This window comes from Pontibacter sp. LHS2 (assembly GCF_058932845.1).
The window spans coordinates 353,707-369,186 of the sequence record NZ_JBZYWG010000004.1 but is presented as its reverse complement, the minus strand read 5'-3'; the positions used below and the strand labels follow the sequence as shown (position 1 = coordinate 369,186).

14 protein-coding genes are annotated in these 15,480 nt (G+C 49.7%); 8 read left to right on the top strand and 6 right to left on the bottom strand.

The genetic code is table 11. The annotated features are described in order from the left end of the window. Positions 1-37: 37 nt before the first annotated feature. Positions 38-1,060, bottom strand: coding sequence for a YihY/virulence factor BrkB family protein (locus AC5FX6_RS19500; RefSeq protein ID WP_493598636.1), 1,023 nt, complete (start codon positions 1,058-1,060; stop codon positions 38-40). 165 nt (positions 1,061-1,225) lie between these two features. On the opposite strand from AC5FX6_RS19500, the gene gltX reads away from it, so the two are divergent. The 5 genes from gltX (at position 1,226) to AC5FX6_RS19475 (ending at position 4,768) form a co-directional block, all read left to right on the top strand. Continuing rightward, positions 1,226-2,767, top strand: coding sequence for a glutamate--tRNA ligase (gltX, locus tag AC5FX6_RS19495; protein WP_493598635.1), 1,542 nt, complete (start codon positions 1,226-1,228; stop codon positions 2,765-2,767). A gap of 133 nt (positions 2,768-2,900) precedes the next feature. Beyond that, the gene (locus AC5FX6_RS19490) at positions 2,901-3,269 is read left to right on the top strand and encodes a hypothetical protein (protein WP_493598634.1); all 369 of its coding nucleotides are present in this window, start codon (positions 2,901-2,903) and stop codon (positions 3,267-3,269) included. Between the two features lie 44 nt (positions 3,270-3,313). Beyond that, the gene (locus tag AC5FX6_RS19485; RefSeq protein WP_493598633.1) at positions 3,314-4,081 is read left to right on the top strand and encodes a TIGR00266 family protein; all 768 of its coding nucleotides are present in this window, start codon (positions 3,314-3,316) and stop codon (positions 4,079-4,081) included. Between the two features lie 50 nt (positions 4,082-4,131). Continuing rightward, positions 4,132-4,506, top strand: a complete 375-nt coding sequence (locus tag AC5FX6_RS19480) for a hypothetical protein (protein ID WP_493598632.1) — start codon at positions 4,132-4,134, stop codon at positions 4,504-4,506. Between the two features lie 55 nt (positions 4,507-4,561). Then, on the top strand, positions 4,562-4,768 hold the full coding sequence (locus AC5FX6_RS19475; RefSeq protein ID WP_493598631.1) for a hypothetical protein: 207 nt from the start codon (positions 4,562-4,564) through the stop codon (positions 4,766-4,768). Between the two features lie 101 nt (positions 4,769-4,869). Here the strand turns inward: AC5FX6_RS19475 and AC5FX6_RS19470 are convergent, their stop codons facing one another. Both AC5FX6_RS19470 and lptB read right to left on the bottom strand, forming a co-directional pair. Continuing rightward, a complete protein-coding gene (locus AC5FX6_RS19470; RefSeq protein WP_493598630.1) occupies positions 4,870-6,402 on the bottom strand; it encodes a GH3 auxin-responsive promoter family protein in 1,533 nt (510 codons plus the stop codon). A gap of 80 nt (positions 6,403-6,482) precedes the next feature. Then, positions 6,483-7,214 (bottom strand): LPS export ABC transporter ATP-binding protein, encoded by a 732-nt coding sequence (gene lptB, locus AC5FX6_RS19465; protein ID WP_493598629.1) that lies wholly within the window; start codon positions 7,212-7,214, stop codon positions 6,483-6,485. 200 nt (positions 7,215-7,414) lie between these two features. On the opposite strand from lptB, the gene AC5FX6_RS19460 reads away from it, so the two are divergent. Continuing rightward, positions 7,415-8,278, top strand: a complete 864-nt coding sequence (locus AC5FX6_RS19460; RefSeq protein ID WP_493598628.1) for a glycoside hydrolase family 25 protein — start codon at positions 7,415-7,417, stop codon at positions 8,276-8,278. Between the two features lie 81 nt (positions 8,279-8,359). Next, entirely contained in the window at positions 8,360-8,644 is a 285-nt protein-coding gene (locus AC5FX6_RS19455; protein WP_493598627.1) for a hypothetical protein, read from the top strand. 50 nt (positions 8,645-8,694) lie between these two features. Here AC5FX6_RS19455 and recJ read toward each other — a convergent pair whose 3' ends face one another. Then, entirely contained in the window at positions 8,695-10,410 is a 1,716-nt protein-coding gene (gene recJ / locus AC5FX6_RS19450; protein ID WP_493598626.1) for a single-stranded-DNA-specific exonuclease RecJ, read from the bottom strand. A gap of 288 nt (positions 10,411-10,698) precedes the next feature. Between recJ and AC5FX6_RS19445 the strand changes: the two genes are divergently transcribed. Then, positions 10,699-11,319 (top strand): hypothetical protein, encoded by a 621-nt coding sequence (locus tag AC5FX6_RS19445; protein ID WP_493598625.1) that lies wholly within the window; start codon positions 10,699-10,701, stop codon positions 11,317-11,319. 12 nt (positions 11,320-11,331) lie between these two features. On the opposite strand, the gene AC5FX6_RS19440 is transcribed toward AC5FX6_RS19445, so the two are convergent. After that, the gene (locus tag AC5FX6_RS19440; RefSeq protein WP_493598624.1) at positions 11,332-13,167 is read right to left on the bottom strand and encodes a tetratricopeptide repeat protein; all 1,836 of its coding nucleotides are present in this window, start codon (positions 13,165-13,167) and stop codon (positions 11,332-11,334) included. 140 nt (positions 13,168-13,307) lie between these two features. Then, positions 13,308-15,413, bottom strand: a complete 2,106-nt coding sequence (locus AC5FX6_RS19435) for a peptidylprolyl isomerase (protein ID WP_493598623.1) — start codon at positions 15,411-15,413, stop codon at positions 13,308-13,310. Positions 15,414-15,480: the final 67 nt, after the last annotated feature.

Here is a 15,480-nt window from a genome sequence, read left to right as displayed (position 1 = left end):
GCCACCGCTCAGAAAGGACGTTACTTCAACACCCTTCTCAAATTCCCTCTCCCAGCGACTTACCTTCCTCCTGAGATTCAGCTGCTTCTTTTGCTTCTTCTTCACCATAAATATCTTTCGTGAACTTGCCTGGCTCAGCATTCACAGCCGTGTGGCCTACCTCTATTTCCTGCCGGATGAAGCGAACGGCGTAATCAGCTGGGTAAATATTGAAGCCATACCTACGGGAGTATACAAACGTGAACACAGCTCCAAAAAACATGATCTGGGAGGTATAGAACACCCATAGCAAGATGACGATCACGGAGCCCGCTGCTCCATAGATGGAGGTGATATTGCTTGTCCCAAGGTATAGGCCAATAATCTCACGCCCTAAAGCAAACAACACCGATGTCACGACGGCCCCTACCCATACGTCGCGCCATTTGATCTTGGCGTCGGGCAGAAATCGGTAAATGCAAGCAAACATAAAAGTCATGAGCACAAACCCTGACACCAGGTTGACACCACGCAACACATACACGAACCAGCTAGCCAGTCGGGCCGCCAGGAAGTCCCCTATGGCTACCAGAATGGTGTTAGCCAGCAAAGAAACGATGAGTAGTATGGCGATAATCAGGATCATACCGAAGGACAGGAAGCGGTCAAGGATCAGCTTCAGGTAACCACGCTTGGGGGCAGGCCTTACATACCATACCTCGTTCAATGAGTCCTGAAGCGATACAAATACCCCTGTAGCTGCAATAAACAAGGTGATCACAATGATGATAGTGGCCAAATTGAAATCCGTGATCTCATTGATATTCTCCACCATCCGCTGTACTGCAAAGGCCCCCTCAGAGCCGATCAATTCCCTTATCTGGTAATAGATCTCACCTGAAACTGCCTGTTCACCATAAAAATAGCCCGTGGCGTTGATGAGAATTAGCAGAATCGGCGGCAGTGCGAAAATAGTGTAGTATGCCAGCGCAGCCCCTTTTTGGAAGGAGTTGTTTTCTATAAACTCGAGACCAGCTTCTTTGAGCAGGCACCATATCTTGATCAGCGTGTTGCGGGGCATGGAGCAGTGTGTGACACTATTTAAAACTGATACGCAATTTTCAGGTTATGTTTATGCAGTCCCTCGACACAGGTATACATCACAGAGGGCAAGTCCTTACCGAAACGAGAATTTATTTTGTACCTTTGTGGCATCATTTGCAATGCCTTTTTGAAATAACCATACATGGAAAGAGAAGTTAGAGTACGCTTTGCCCCAAGCCCGACAGGGCCTCTCCATATCGGCGGTGTTCGCACGGCCCTTTACAACTTTTTGCTGGCCAAGAAAACAGGCGGCAAAATGATCCTGCGCATCGAGGACACAGACCAGAACCGTTTTGTGCCCGGCGCTGAAGATTACATCCGCGAGTCGCTGGAGTGGTGCGGTATCCAACTGGACGAGAGCCCATGGAACGGTGGCCCTTACGCACCATACCGCCAATCGGAGCGCAAGCCAATGTACATGCAGTATGCCATGCAGCTGATCGAGAGCGGCCATGCTTACTACGCTTTCGATACGGCTGAAGAACTGGACGAAATGCGCGAGCGCCTGAAAGCTGCCAAAGTAGCTACCCCGCAGTACAACTCCATCACCCGCATGACAATGAAAAACTCGCTCACGCTGCCGGAGGATGAAGTGAAGCGCCGTCTGGACTCAGGTGATCCATACGTGATCCGTCTGAAAGTGCCGCGCAAAGAAGAAGTGCGTTTAAAAGACCTGATTCGCGGTTGGGTCATGGTACACTCTTCTGCCATTGATGATAAAGTACTGATGAAGTCGGATGGTATGCCGACTTACCACCTGGCCAACATCGTGGACGACCATCTGATGAAAATCACCCACGTAATTCGTGGCGAGGAATGGTTGCCATCGGCGCCGCTACACGTGTTGCTATACCGTTACCTGGGTTGGGAAGACACCATGCCTGAGTTCGCCCACTTACCGCTCCTGCTCAAGCCTGACGGCAATGGCAAGCTGAGCAAGCGTGATGGCGACAAGCTGGGTTTCCCGGTATTCCCACTTCGCTGGGTAGATCCGTTCTCTAGCGAAGTATCTTCTGGTTACCGCGAGGCAGGTTACATTCCGGAGGCATTCATCAACTTCCTTGCCTTCCTGGGTTGGAACCCGGGCACGCAGCAGGAAATCTTCTCGATGGAGGAGCTTGCCAATGAATTCACGATCGAGCGTATCGGTAAGTCCGGTACCCGCTTTGATATACAGAAAGCACGCTGGTTCAACGAGCAGTACCTGCGTGCCAAGCCAGACGCTGAACTGGCAGGCTACCTGCTCAAAGCACTGGAAGATCATAACATCTCTTGCTCGCCTGAGAAAGCTGAGAAAATCGCCGGCCTGATGAAAGAGCGCGTGAGCTTCCCACAGGAGTTCTGGCGTGAGGCAGCTTACTTCTTCGTGGCTCCAACTGAGTACAGCGAGAAAGTAGCTTCTAAGAAATGGAACAGCCAGGCCGTAGCCGTATTCACAGACTTCCGAAACGAACTCTCTACTCTGAGCGACTTTAACGCTGATGCGGTGAAGGATCTGCTGGTAAGCATCCTGGAGCGTCACGGCATGAAGATCGGTATGGTGATGCAGGCACTTCGTCTGGCTGTAACCGGTGCTGAGGCTGGCCCTGATCTGATGCAGATCATCGAGGTGATTGGCCGTGAGGAAACAGCTAACCGCATCGACGCGGCTATCAGCTCCCTGAGCCAATACGTAACAGCTTAGGCTATATCTTATACCTATTTAGGCGGCTATCCCGAAAGGGGTAGCCGCTTTTTTTATACCTGCCTCTTATACCTGCCTGTAACAATTTAGTCGATTCGCCTTATACTTCAGTGAGAACTATGAGAACCTAATTATGGCTAAGAATAAAAAAGACAATAAAAGCTCTAAGAAGACACGGGTACACAAAGACCTCGAAGGCTTTGAGATCAAGGTGAACCAACAGGGCGAGATCACTTCCAACTACTCTATCGATAAGATAAACGAGTTTCTGAATAAAAACGTGGAGGACAAGAAGCTCGTGAAGCGCGACGCCGCCGAACGTGCCAAGAAAGAGGAAGAAGATGAGTACCATGTAGAGGAAGGAGAAGAAGTAGAAGAAACTGACGAGGATTTCGTGAAGGGCACCAATTCCGTTTCGGACGACGAAGACGACAAAGACCTGCCCAAAGCCCGACGAAAAAAAGGGCGCAGTGATGAGGACGAAGAAGATGAAGAGGATTAGATAATTTACTATCTTGTCTATCTGAACATCAAGTCCTAAAAACTATGAGAAACGCACACGAAATTGACTTTCGCATTTTTGGTAACGACATACAGGTACTCGAAATCGAGCTGGATCCTAATGAAACAGTAATAGCCGAAGCCGGCGCCATGGTTTACATGGAAGAGGGCATCGATTTCCAGACCAAGATGGGCGATGGCTCCAATCCGAGCCAAGGCTTTCTGGGCAAACTGGTTTCGGCCGGCAGTCGCCTGATCACGGGTGAGTCGCTATTCATGACGCACTTTACGCATCGTGGCTACGGCAAAAGCCGTGTAGCTTTCTCAGCCCCCTACCCTGGCACAATTCTACCCATCGACCTGCAGCAACTCAGCGGTAATACCCTGATTGCGCAAAAAGACGCTTTCCTGGCAGCAGCCTTAGGCACCAAACTGGCTATGCACTTCAACCAGAAATTGGGCTCCGGCTTTTTTGGTGGCGAGGGCTTCATTTTGCAGCGACTCTCAGGTGATGGTTTGGCCTTCCTGCATGCGGGTGGTACCATTGTAGAGAAAGAGCTCAACAACGAAACCCTGCGCGTAGACACCGGCTGTGTAGTCGCCTTTGAACAAGGTATAGACTTTAGCATCCAGCGTGCCGGCGGACTCAAATCTATGATCTTTGGTGGTGAAGGTATATTCCTGGCCACACTGCGCGGTACCGGCAAGGTATGGCTGCAGTCTATGCCAGTGAAGAAGCTGATCGAAGCGCTGATGCCTCGTGGGGAGAATGCGAAGAAAGAAGGCGGCTTTATGAGTAGTTTTCTTGAATAAGTGGTAATGATGAGTGAGTAAATGGGTCGAAACCTTAAATCACATTGTTAATGGAAGGATATTCTAAACTGAAAAACCATGGAGGTAAGATCCTTCCTTATACCTACTTCATTGGGTTAGCCGCATTCTGGTTCTTTGGGGACCTAATTGCCATACAGCGCTTCAGTTTTATTGCTCTTGGCACTATAGCCGCCCTTATTTTTCAAGCAGTATGGCAGAATAAAATTGCCGGAACCTGTCTGGGCTTACTCGCTTCAGCGGTCAGCTTTATAGCTTTTTTAGCAACATTGTCAGAGTTTAAAGATTTTGAAGTTGTTACTCAAAGCGCTTTTCATTTGATAGCTGTCGGCTCAGTACTTTCGTTATGCGGACTTGCTATGGGGCTTGTACTGATCATAACAAACATGCGAAAACTGGCAATTTAAACTGCAGATTTGCCAACTCATACCTACATCTATCTTTACACTATAAGGCTGTATAATGACTTTAGAAATCAAGAATACCTGGAACGCCATTAACAGGGTATTGACTATCATCAACCTCTTTTTGTTTATGATGCTGACTGCTCAAGGCTTTAATTACAAAGAAATTAAAGACAAGACGGTACCAGTGTATTTGAATGTGCTCCTTCTGTTATTCTTAAGTTTCGCGGTATTCGCAACTATCTATAAGCTGCGTAACCCGTAGCCTTACTATACGCCCTAGGTATAGCTTTAAAACGAAATGCCCGACAGCTTATACCTGTCGGGCATTTTTATTGTCTTTGCTAGCACGCACGAGACGAGAGTTTAATTTTTTATACTTGCCAGCCCACTTACTTCCATGATCTCCTCCAGATACTCGCGGGTATTGCTGAGCCTTGGTACCTTGTGCTGGCCACCGAGTTTGCCTTTTTTGCTGAGCCAGTTCATGAAGGTGCCTTTCGGGGCAGCGTGCACAATGGGCTCCTGCAGGGCGATGTCGTTCTGACGCTTGGCGTCGTAGTCGGAGTTGATCTCGCGCAGCGTTTCGTCGAGCACTTGGGTGAAGCGGGGAAGGTTGTCGGGTTCTTTCTCAAACTCAATCAGCCATTCATGCCCCCCACGCTTGCCGCTCTCCATGTACACAGGTGCAGCTGTGAAGTTCGAGATAATCGCGCCAGTAGCTTTGCAGGCCTTGGTAATGGCCACCTCCGCGTTCTCCACGATCACTTCCTCTCCAAAGGCATTGATAAAGTGCTTTGTGCGACCTGATATTTTAATGCGGTATGGGCTCAGATTCGTGAAGCGCACTGTGTCGCCGATCTTATAGCGCCACAGGCCGGCGTTGGTCGAGATCACGATAGCGTAGTTCTTGCCCAACTCTACCTGATCCAGTGTAAGTGTTTTAGGATTTTCCTCATCGAACTGGTCTATCGGGATGAACTCGTAGTACACGCCGTAGTCCAGCATCAGCAGCATTTCGTCTTCGGTGTCGCGCTGGTCCTGTATGCCAAAGAAGCCCTCCGAGGCATTGTATACCTCCAGGTAGTTCATCTGGGCAGAAGGTATGATCTCTTTGAACAGCTGGCGATAAGGCCCAAAAGCCACTGCGCCGTGTGTGAAGAGCTCCAGGTTCGGCCATACCTCCAGGATGTTCTTTTTACCCGTCACCTCGAGGATGCGCTTTAGGAGCACGTAAGTCCAAGTCGGCACACCGCTCAGGCTGGTCACATTTTCAGGTACGGTCACCTCCACCATCTTCTCGATCTTCTCCTCCCACTTGTCCATGAGCGCCACTTTGAGTGGCGGGGTGCGCATGGCCTCGGCCCAGATCGGCAAATTCTGCATGATCACCGCTGACACATCGCCGCAGGAGGTCTTGGCATTAAACTCGTTAGGGTGGTGGCTGCCACCAATAGAGAGGCCCTTGCCCGTGAAAAGCTTGGTATCAGGATAGTTGTTGACGTAGAGCGAGAGCATGTCCTTGCCGCCCTTGTAATGGCAGTCTTCCAGCGACTCCGGGCTGACAGGTATAAACTTACTACGGGCATTGGTCGTGCCCGATGACTTTGCAAACCACTCAATCTTACTCGGCCACAGGATGTTCTGCTCGCCTTTCATCACCCGCTCTATGTAGGGGTACAGGTCTTCGTATGCTGCAATGGGCACCCGCTCCTGAAACGTCTTCACCGACTTTATATCGCCGAAGCCATACTTCTTGCCAAACTCCGTGTTTTTTGCCGTACTGATCAGGTCCTGAAACAGCTCGTTCTGCACTTCATGCGGGTATTTCCGAAACAGATCAATGTCATGAATCCGTTTCTTCATTACCCACGTCACGATTGAGTTTATGATTTCCAAAGGTTGATGGCTAAATTGTTAAACTGCTTTTCCTATCACTGAACTTGCAAACATTAGCCTTGTAATATACCTATTAAAGACTAAACCTTGCGTTTTAATTCGAAATGTTTGCCCAGGTATACGCGGCGCACCTGCTCGTCGGCGGCAAGTTCTTCGGCGGTACCGGATTTCAGGATTTTGCCCTCAAACAGCAGGTAAGCGCGGTCAGTGATAGAAAGGGTTTCGTTTACGTTGTGGTCGGTGATCAGGATGCCGATATTTTTGCTTTTAAGTTTAGCCACGATACTCTGGATCTCCTCCACTGCAATCGGGTCTACGCCAGCGAAGGGCTCATCGAGTAGCACGAACTTAGGATCCACGGCCAGAGCACGGGCTATCTCAGTGCGGCGGCGCTCCCCACCAGACAGCACGATGCCTTTGTTTTTGCGCACATGCGTAAGTGAGAACTCCTCCAGCAGCTCCTCTACCTTTTCGAGTTGCTCTTTCTTAGGGCGATTGGTCATCTCCAGCGGAGCCAGAATGTTCTCCTCCACCGTCAGTTGCCGGAAAACAGAGGCCTCCTGCGCCAGGTAGCCTACGCCACGCTTGGCACGTTGGTACATCGGCAGATCGGTGATATCTTCTTTGTCAAGGAATATCCGGCCCTGGTTTGGCTTCACCAGGCCTACAATCATGTAGAAAGAGGTGGTTTTACCGGCACCGTTTGGCCCCAGCAAACCCACAATCTCGCCTTGATTCACTTCCACGCTCACGTCGTTCACGACCATGCGCGACTTATATTTTTTAAATAAATTATCGGCTCTTAGTATCATCGGGCTAATTTACACATTCTAGTCCCGTCCTGCAATGCAGTAACCCTGCCAAGTTTTATCCTCATCCCGACCAGGTATAACAACAGATACACTTTCGCATATATTCAAAAAATGTAATTTTATAAATGAAATTTTTCTGAGCAAGCTGTTGTTAGTGTCGCGTCTTCTTATTAGTTTGGAATTCCGATTAACCAGCCTTTATGATGTTCTCTTTACTTTACCTGGCCGCCCACAAGTTGGCTTATTCTGGCTTATTACTCTCGTTGGTGTTCACCGGGCTTCCTTCTGGAAACTCCGATAATACAAAAAACAACGGTGCTACAGCCAAAAGCACGGGCGCTACCACTAAATCCACCCTGATTACTTCTTCTAGCCTGAAAGGTATAGACGTATCAAAGTGGCAGAAAGAGGTGAATTGGGAGCAGGTGCGGGACGCGGGTGTGTCGTTCGCCTTTGTGAAGGCGACACAGGACGATTACAGGTTGGACCCTTATTTTGCCCGCAACTGGGAGGAAACCAAGCGTGTCGGAATTAAACGCGGTGCTTACCACTTCTTCATACCTGCCGCTCCGGTACAGGGCCAGATCGAGATGTTTATCAATACAGTGGAGCTACACGAGGGAGACCTACCGCCTGTGCTGGATGTGGAAGTGATCGAAAAGCATACCTCTCCTGCCGAAATGCGAAAAAACATGCGCATCTGGTTGGAAGCCGTGACAGCACATTATGGCGTAAAGCCCATCATCTATACAAATCAGAATTTTTACCGACGCTGGTTACAGGGACACTTCAAAGATTATCATTTCTGGATCGCCCGCTACAATACCGTAGAGCCTGAGATTCATCATGAAGACAAGTGGCTTTTCTGGCAGTACACCGACACAGGCAGACTGGCGGGCGTAAATGCTGCGATCGATCTTAATTACTTCACGGGCGACATGAACAGCTTGAATATGATGTGCGTGCCGCCTAAGCTAACGCCATACCCAGAGAAGATGATCTTAGCAGAGCTGGAGCAATTGCCAGCTGTCAAGCTTTTAGCTAATAATTACGATATACAGTAACACACCATAACGCAAAACGGGCCCTGCACTTAACATGCAGGGCCCGTTTTGCGTTCTATAAGTCTTTCGTAACTTGGGTTTATGAAAACAGGCGTCGCTTCTGTATTGATCGGCTTCATAGGGCTTATCGTCATCACCTATTTCTACTTGCAGGCAGAAGAGATTCTGGTGGACTTAGACGATGTGCAGCACACTGTAACGAGCTTTCCCATGAGCCTTCCTGTGGTGATGTCGCTGTTTGCAGTAGAAGCAGTAGGCATTGTGTTTGGCTACTTGGCCTTTAGGCAACGATATGTAAAGCTGGGGCTATCAGGTATGGGGTTGTGCGCACTCTGTCTGATTCTGCTGTATGGGTATTCTTTTTAGAGTCAGACCAAACTTATTTAAGAGAGCACAGATACAAAACTGCTTTTCTGCTACTTCAGCATCCGGATGTCCTTGATGCGCAGTTGCAGCGTTACATTTCCCCTGAACTCGTTCTCCTCTACGGTATAGCACACATCAAAAGGTATACCCTTAGAGATGAACTTGAAAAAGTCACCAAATCCAAAACCGATGGCGTCGATGTCGTAAAATCCATCCTGTGTCAGGCGTAGCTTCAGGTGGCTGTCACCAACCACACGCACACTGCCCGTATCATACACGCACTCCGACACAAACACGGGCTTCATGTTACCCGGACCAAACGGCTCCATCTGCTTCACGATCTTATAGAAGTTCTGGCTGATCTGGTTGAGTCTGATCTTAGCGTCCACCTCTATTTGCGGTATCTTCTGGTCAGCGGTTATCGTGCGGGCCACCACCTCTTCAAAACGCTCTCTAAAGGCCGGCACGTTCTCTACAGGTAGTGTCAGGCCTGCCGCATACATATGCCCTCCGAACTGGTCGAGCAGGTCAGAGCAGCTCTCGATGGCGTCGTGCACATTGAAGCCATGCACGGATCGGGCCGAACCCGACGCCTTGCCATTCGACTGTGTAAGAATAATCGTAGGCCGGTAATAGTGATCGATGCAGCGCGAAGCCACAATACCGATCACACCTTTGTGCCAGTTTTCTTTGTAGAGTACTGTAGAGTTGGCATTGCGCAGAAACTCATCCTCGGCAATCATCTGCAGTGCCTCTTTGGTGATGTTGGAGTCTTTGTCGCGCCGCTCTTTATTGGATTCGTTGATGATGTCGGCCATTTCAAAGGCCTCTACCTTCGTTTTGGCCAACAGCATGCTCACAGAACGCTTGGCATCGCCCATACGTCCTGCCGCATTGATGCGTGGCGCAAAGCCAAACACGACGCTGGTAATGTCCATATCGCCACTTATACCTGCCAGCTCCTTCAGTGCCTCAAGACCCGGACGCAGTGGTCCCTGACCGTTGATCAGTTGAAGGCCGAAATAAGCCAGGATACGATTCTCTCCCGTGATCGGCACAATGTCGGCAGCAATACTCACGACCAGCAGGTCGAGCATTTTAAACGCCTCTTCCTGTGGTATACCCTGCTGAAAACAGAAGGCCTGCACCAGCTTAAAGCCAACGCCACAGCCCGACAGCTCTTTGTAAGGGTATGGACAATCGATTTGCTTTGGGTCAAGCACGGCCACCGCCTGTGGGATGTCCTCGTCAGGCAAGTGGTGATCGCAGATGATGAAGTCTATACCCAGTGATTTGGCATACGCCACCTTGTCGGCGGATTTGATGCCACAGTCAAGGCTGATGATAAGGGAGAAGCCCTGCTCGGCTGCATAGTCTATACCTTGGGTAGATACGCCGTAACCTTCCTTATACCTGTCCGGAATGTAATATTCGACTTGGTCGGGTTGAGCGAGCGTTTGCAGAAAGCTAAACATTAGCGCCACAGAGGTGGTGCCGTCTACGTCGTAGTCGCCGTATACCAATATCCGCTCGGAGCGGTGCAGTGCCTCGGCCAGTCGGTCGACGGCCAGTTGCATGTCTTTCATCAGGAAAGGGTCGTGCAGGTCATGCAGGCTGGGGCGGAAAAAGGCCTTGGCTTCATCGAAGGTACAGATAGAGCGCTGGCACAATACATCGGCCAGTGTGGTGCTAATCCGAAGCGATTCGGCCAGTTGATTGATCATATCTGGCGCCACGCTGTTGTTAAATACCCACCTTTTCTCCATATGCTGCTTCACAAATAAACCCGACTGCAAAGGTAGTCAATTTACGCAGGATTTGGGTCCGACGCAGCCCATTACACAGCACCTTTCCCCTATTTTTTGTAATTTGCAGCTACGCAATCCACCAGATCATGAAACGCCTCAAAGAAATTATTGAGAAGTATAAGAACTACTCGCTGGACCTGATCATGTATGGGTTTTTCATTCTTTTCATCCTGATCCTGTTCATTTTCTTCTCGTAGGAGACCTATATCTGTAAAAGCAGCTGGTGCTCACAAAACCTTCCCTCGTATGAACAGAAGACTTTGGCTGATTGTGATTCTTACCTGCCTGCTGACTGTCCCGCTAACAAATCTTCCCTTTTTGCCGGGTCCTTCCTTCCTGAACCATCCTGCTCAGTTATTTTTTTCGTTGGGTATGTTCCTTGGCATATTGGGCTTTCTACTAATACCTATCGGACTGATCTGGACGGTATGGGTGTTTATAAAACACCCGGAACCAAGCTTGTCCAAAGCATTTGCTGTGTTGTGCTGGGCTCTGCCCGCTACTGCTTTGGTTTCTACCATCTGGCTTGCTAACATGACACGTGATATAAGCCGCAACCTGGCGATAGCCAATGCTTCCGGGTTAATTGAGCAGGTCGAAAACTATTACCACGAACAAGGCGCTTACCCAAATGCATTGGATGAGGCAATGATGAAGCAGCCCTCTTCCTGGGTGATTGGCATTCCGGCTTATGCATATACTAAAACAGACGAGGCCTATACCTTATCCTTCACTCAAAACGTGATCCTCGGTTTTAATTTTGAAGTGGTCGTGTATGATCCATCGGGTTCACATAAAGCGGAGGGGGAACTGACTACCCTGCATGATACCGGGCTTGAGAACTGGAAGTATTACATTTACGACTAAGCCTTATACCTGTCAGTTCACCACAGGCGTATCGCCACGCAGTTTGCGGAAACGCTTGCGCGCCTCGGCCACAAAGATGCTTCCCTGATGCTTCACCAGAAACTCATTGTATAGGTCCTGTGCCTTCTGTGTGTCTTTCAGATTCTCTTCGTAAATGTAGGCCATCTTATACAAGGCGTCATCACTTAGAATGTCAGTGGGCGCATTCACCACTTTCTCGAGACTGGCTATGGCTTTGTCAAATTCACCGGTGCGCTCATAGATGCTGGCTCTCCTGAAGTGAATCTCATCTGTCAAGCTATGGCCCGGAAATTTCTGCAGCATAGCGCTTAACCTGTTTTGCGCTTCGTCCAGTTTATTCTGGAAGATAAGCAGTTCGATGGCCGCATACTCCTCCATAGCTACAGTAGAGGTATCCAGACCGGTATTGTCGGTGATCAGCAGGCTTAGGTCCATGGCGTCATTGGCGATCTCACGGCTGGTGGCCAGCTTCAGAATGTCAAGGTGAGCCTGGGCCAGTTCGAAGTCGCCTTTGTAGTAGTTGAGCCGGGCATTACGCAGCTTAGCCTCGTGCCCGATTGTCGTTTCCTTGTGTGACTTCTCCACTTGCGAGTACAGCAAGGTTGACTCCCAGGGTTCCCCTTTCAGCAGGTAAATATCGCCTAGCGTCAGCTTGCTCTCAGCTACAAAGTCAGGCTTTGCCCGTGGTGTGCTGATGGCCTCTTGCAACAGCTCAATAGCCTTCTCCTTTTCATCCAGGTGAAAGGCATATAGGTTGGCCATGTGCTGTAGCACTTCTACTGTTTGGGCATTACGTCCGACCTCTGCCAGCAGCGCCTCGTAGTCTGATATCAACGCTCTGATCTTGTCTAAATCAACCGGAAACGTATTCTCCACCTGTTCCTCCCGGGCATGTATAAGTCGCTGCCGTGCGATCAGGTAATAGGGGCCGTCCGGGTATTCTTTGATAATATACTCATAGGCTTCAATGGCACCCTGGTAGTCACTGTTGCGGGCACTGATGGCCCCCAGTTCCATTACTCGGGTACCGCCGCTGCGTGTGCGCTTGTCTACGGAGCGGGCCTGCAACAAGGCGCTATAGAAGTCGCGACGTTGGATGTAGAGCCAGATGAGCAGTTCGTTGTAAGCCAGCAGGTCCGGGTTTTGCTGTACCCGGGTAATAAGCTCTTTCTCGAGTGCTTCAAAGGTCTTCTCGTCCTGCATGCTGTTCTGCAGCATGTTCTGCACATAGATCAGCTCACTTTCATTCTCCTGCAGTAGGTTGAGCGCCTCCCCTATCAGGTTTTCGTGCTTCTGCCGGAAGGTATAGAGCGCTATAAGGGAGCGATTGTGCTCATAAGGGTTCTTGCTGAGCTCGCGCCCACGCAGGTAGGCTTTCTCGGCATAATCAAACAGCTCGTTCTGCACAAAGCCACTGGCAGCTACGATCACTTCCTCCTGCTTTAATTGTGCGATCAGTTTGTCAAAGTGTTTCTCAGCGGCGGACTTGTCACCAGCTGCCTGGTACACGATGCCCAGATCGATGTTGTAATTCACCTGTCCCGGGTAACGCTTGATGGTGCGCTTCACCAGTTTCTCGGCTTCCTTGTAATTGTTCTGCGCCAACAGGGTTTTCAGGTAGTCGGGGTACACGACAGAGAAAAGGCGCTGATCGTCGATGAGTTTGCTGTAGATTGTCTCTGCTTTCTGGTATTCGCCTTTGCTCAGGTACTCACGAGCCAGTGCCAGCTCCTGGTTTTGCGCCATGGAAAAAGGCACAGCCAGCACCATGAAGAGGAGCACAAACAGCAGGCGCAACAGATAGGTATGGACAGGTAAAGACATCATCTACTACAACGTGTATACGGGCTTTTTGATATGGACTTATCTCCCGAAAATGAAGATAGCCATTAATTTCGATTTACCCATAAATAGAAAAGGGCTGCTCCGTATGGAACAGCCCTTTTCGTATACCTCTTGTGCAAGTCTTAGAAGAATCTCACACGGTTGTCTTTGATGTCGGCTTTCTCTTTGATCGCCTCAAACGCGTTAGTTTCTACACGTGATCTGCGGGTGTTTACCAGCTGTGCTTTCACACCTGAAAGATCCTGTGCATCCGGAGCGCCTGTCAGGTTGATGAGCTCTACTACAACCACACCGCCTTGTCCTTCGATTGGAGCAGTGCGGCTGCCTGGCTTCAGGCCAAACGCTCTACCGATCGCCACTGGCTCCAGGCCTAAGCCAGGTATAGCACCAGAAGCAAGTGATACTTCTTCAGCGTTTCTGATGATCGCATCCGGACCGTAGTTTGCCGCGATCTGATCAAGAGAACCTGTAGCGCCTTTCAGCTTACCGATGATCTGCTGTGCCTTCACTTCGTTGCGAACGGCAGCAGTCAGCTCTTCTTTCACATTCTCCAGTTTAGCGTAGCCTTTATCGCGCTTGCCCGTGAGGGTAGCGATTACGTACTGGTCGTTGATCTCAAATACAGGCGATACATCACCTACTGACGTGTCTTTAGAGTAAGCCCAGCGTACCAGCTCTCTGGCGTTGCTCAGGTTGCCTACCAGCACGTTGTTTTTGCCTACGTTCGCTGCTTCTTCAATAGAAAGTGCTTCGTTTTTCTTCACATTCTCTCTGAACTCGTTGCTTGAACCGCTTGTGCCAGCCAGTTCGTCCGCCATCGCATAGGCCTGATCGCGTGTAGCGTCGCTTGCGTCAAGTGAGCGCTGCACCGCAGCAACTTTGTAAGTACGCTTTGACTTAGGAGCCGTTACTTTGATGATGTGGTAACCATACTCTGTCTCAACAGGAGCTGGTAACAGGCCTTCAGTTGTAGCGCCAAATACAGCCTTTTCAAAAGCTGGCACCATGCGGCCTTCTGTGAAGTAACCCAGGTCACCACCAACAGCGGCCGTACCGTCAGAGCCATGCTGTGCAGCCATCGCCGCGAAGTCAGCACCGTTTCTGATCTGCGTCTGGATATCTTTTGCTTTGGCCAGAGCAGCCTGCTTTGCCTCAGGCGAATCGTTTTCTGGCTTGATCAGGATGTGGCTGGCACGGGCAGTGTTCGTGCTACCGTCTTTGATATCTATCACTTTGTACAGGGCATAAGTATCGCCATTGTTATAAGGGCCATATACCTTGCCTTCTTCCAATGGAGCGATCTCGTGCAGCTGCTCAGGCAACTCTGCTGTGTGCAGGTAAGTGCCGTCGTATGGCAGGTCTGAGTGCGTATTCACAAAAGCTGAGTCGTTGGTAGAAGCAGTAAACTGCGCTGTCAGATCTTTCAACTCCTCTTGGAAGTAGTTCATGTCTTCCGTAGAAGCAGCAACCGGAATGGTTACAAACTCCAACGTACGGCCATCTTCTACTTTATAAAGCTCTTTGTTGCGCTCGTAGTAGTCTTTCAACTGTGCGTCTGTCACGCTAACAGCAGAGTCAGCAATCGAGAAGTAAGGTACATACAACACTTTCATGTTGGCGATCGTGTTCTGTGCCTCGAAGTGCTTCTTCGCTTCAGCTGTTGTTACGTACTCTGACTTGGTCAGTAAGTTGCTGTATTTTGTTTGAATACGGTCATTCAGAATGCTCTGCTCGAAGTTAACCCACATAGGGCGGCCACCTGTCTGGTCTAAGCTCTGCAGGTATTGTACCACCTGGTTACGATCAAACTCGCCTGTCTGCGGGTTTGTGAATGCCTGGCGAACCGATGGGTGGATGTTGTTACCCTGTACCATATCGGCTAGTTCTTCTTCTGATACCTGAATGCCTAGGCGATCATATTCCTTCTGCAGGGCTATCTGGAAGATTAGTTGGTTCCAGGCTTGCTCACGCATCATGGCCATTTCGCTCTCGGTCGCAGCACGCTGCACCTGTCCTTCGTATTGGGCTTTGATCTGCTGGAACACCATATCGAAGCGCTGATAGTCGATTTTCTCACCGGCTATCTCACCTACTGAAGTAGCGTCATTACCCAAAAGTCTTGAGTTTGGCCCTAATAGGTCACCGCCTACTACAAATACGCCAAGTCCAATGGCGATAGCGCCAACAGCCCAACCCGACTTTTCTCTAATCTTGTTAATTAATGCCATGTGTTATACAAATGATAAAGGAACTGCAAAATAAGGGTAATCGTGTAAAAATTCAAAATTTTGTGCG

Excerpts from the sequence above, each read along its gene's own strand:
- AC5FX6_RS19500 (WP_493598636.1), bottom strand. The coding sequence starts at position 1,060 with ATGCCCCGCAACACGCTGATCAAGATATGGTGCCTGCTCAAAGAAGCT.
- gltX (WP_493598635.1), top strand. The coding sequence starts at position 1,226 with ATGGAAAGAGAAGTTAGAGTACGCTTTGCCCCAAGCCCGACAGGGCCT.
- AC5FX6_RS19490 (WP_493598634.1), top strand. The coding sequence starts at position 2,901 with ATGGCTAAGAATAAAAAAGACAATAAAAGCTCTAAGAAGACACGGGTA.
- AC5FX6_RS19485 (WP_493598633.1), top strand. The coding sequence starts at position 3,314 with ATGAGAAACGCACACGAAATTGACTTTCGCATTTTTGGTAACGACATA.
- AC5FX6_RS19480 (WP_493598632.1), top strand. The coding sequence starts at position 4,132 with ATGGAAGGATATTCTAAACTGAAAAACCATGGAGGTAAGATCCTTCCT.
- AC5FX6_RS19475 (WP_493598631.1), top strand. The coding sequence starts at position 4,562 with ATGACTTTAGAAATCAAGAATACCTGGAACGCCATTAACAGGGTATTG.
- lptB (WP_493598629.1), bottom strand. The coding sequence starts at position 7,214 with ATGATACTAAGAGCCGATAATTTATTTAAAAAATATAAGTCGCGCATG.
- AC5FX6_RS19460 (WP_493598628.1), top strand. The coding sequence starts at position 7,415 with ATGATGTTCTCTTTACTTTACCTGGCCGCCCACAAGTTGGCTTATTCT.
- AC5FX6_RS19455 (WP_493598627.1), top strand. The coding sequence starts at position 8,360 with ATGAAAACAGGCGTCGCTTCTGTATTGATCGGCTTCATAGGGCTTATC.
- recJ (WP_493598626.1), bottom strand. The coding sequence starts at position 10,410 with ATGGAGAAAAGGTGGGTATTTAACAACAGCGTGGCGCCAGATATGATC.
- AC5FX6_RS19445 (WP_493598625.1), top strand. The coding sequence starts at position 10,699 with ATGAACAGAAGACTTTGGCTGATTGTGATTCTTACCTGCCTGCTGACT.
- AC5FX6_RS19440 (WP_493598624.1), bottom strand. The coding sequence starts at position 13,167 with ATGATGTCTTTACCTGTCCATACCTATCTGTTGCGCCTGCTGTTTGTG.
- AC5FX6_RS19435 (WP_493598623.1), bottom strand. The coding sequence starts at position 15,413 with ATGGCATTAATTAACAAGATTAGAGAAAAGTCGGGTTGGGCTGTTGGC.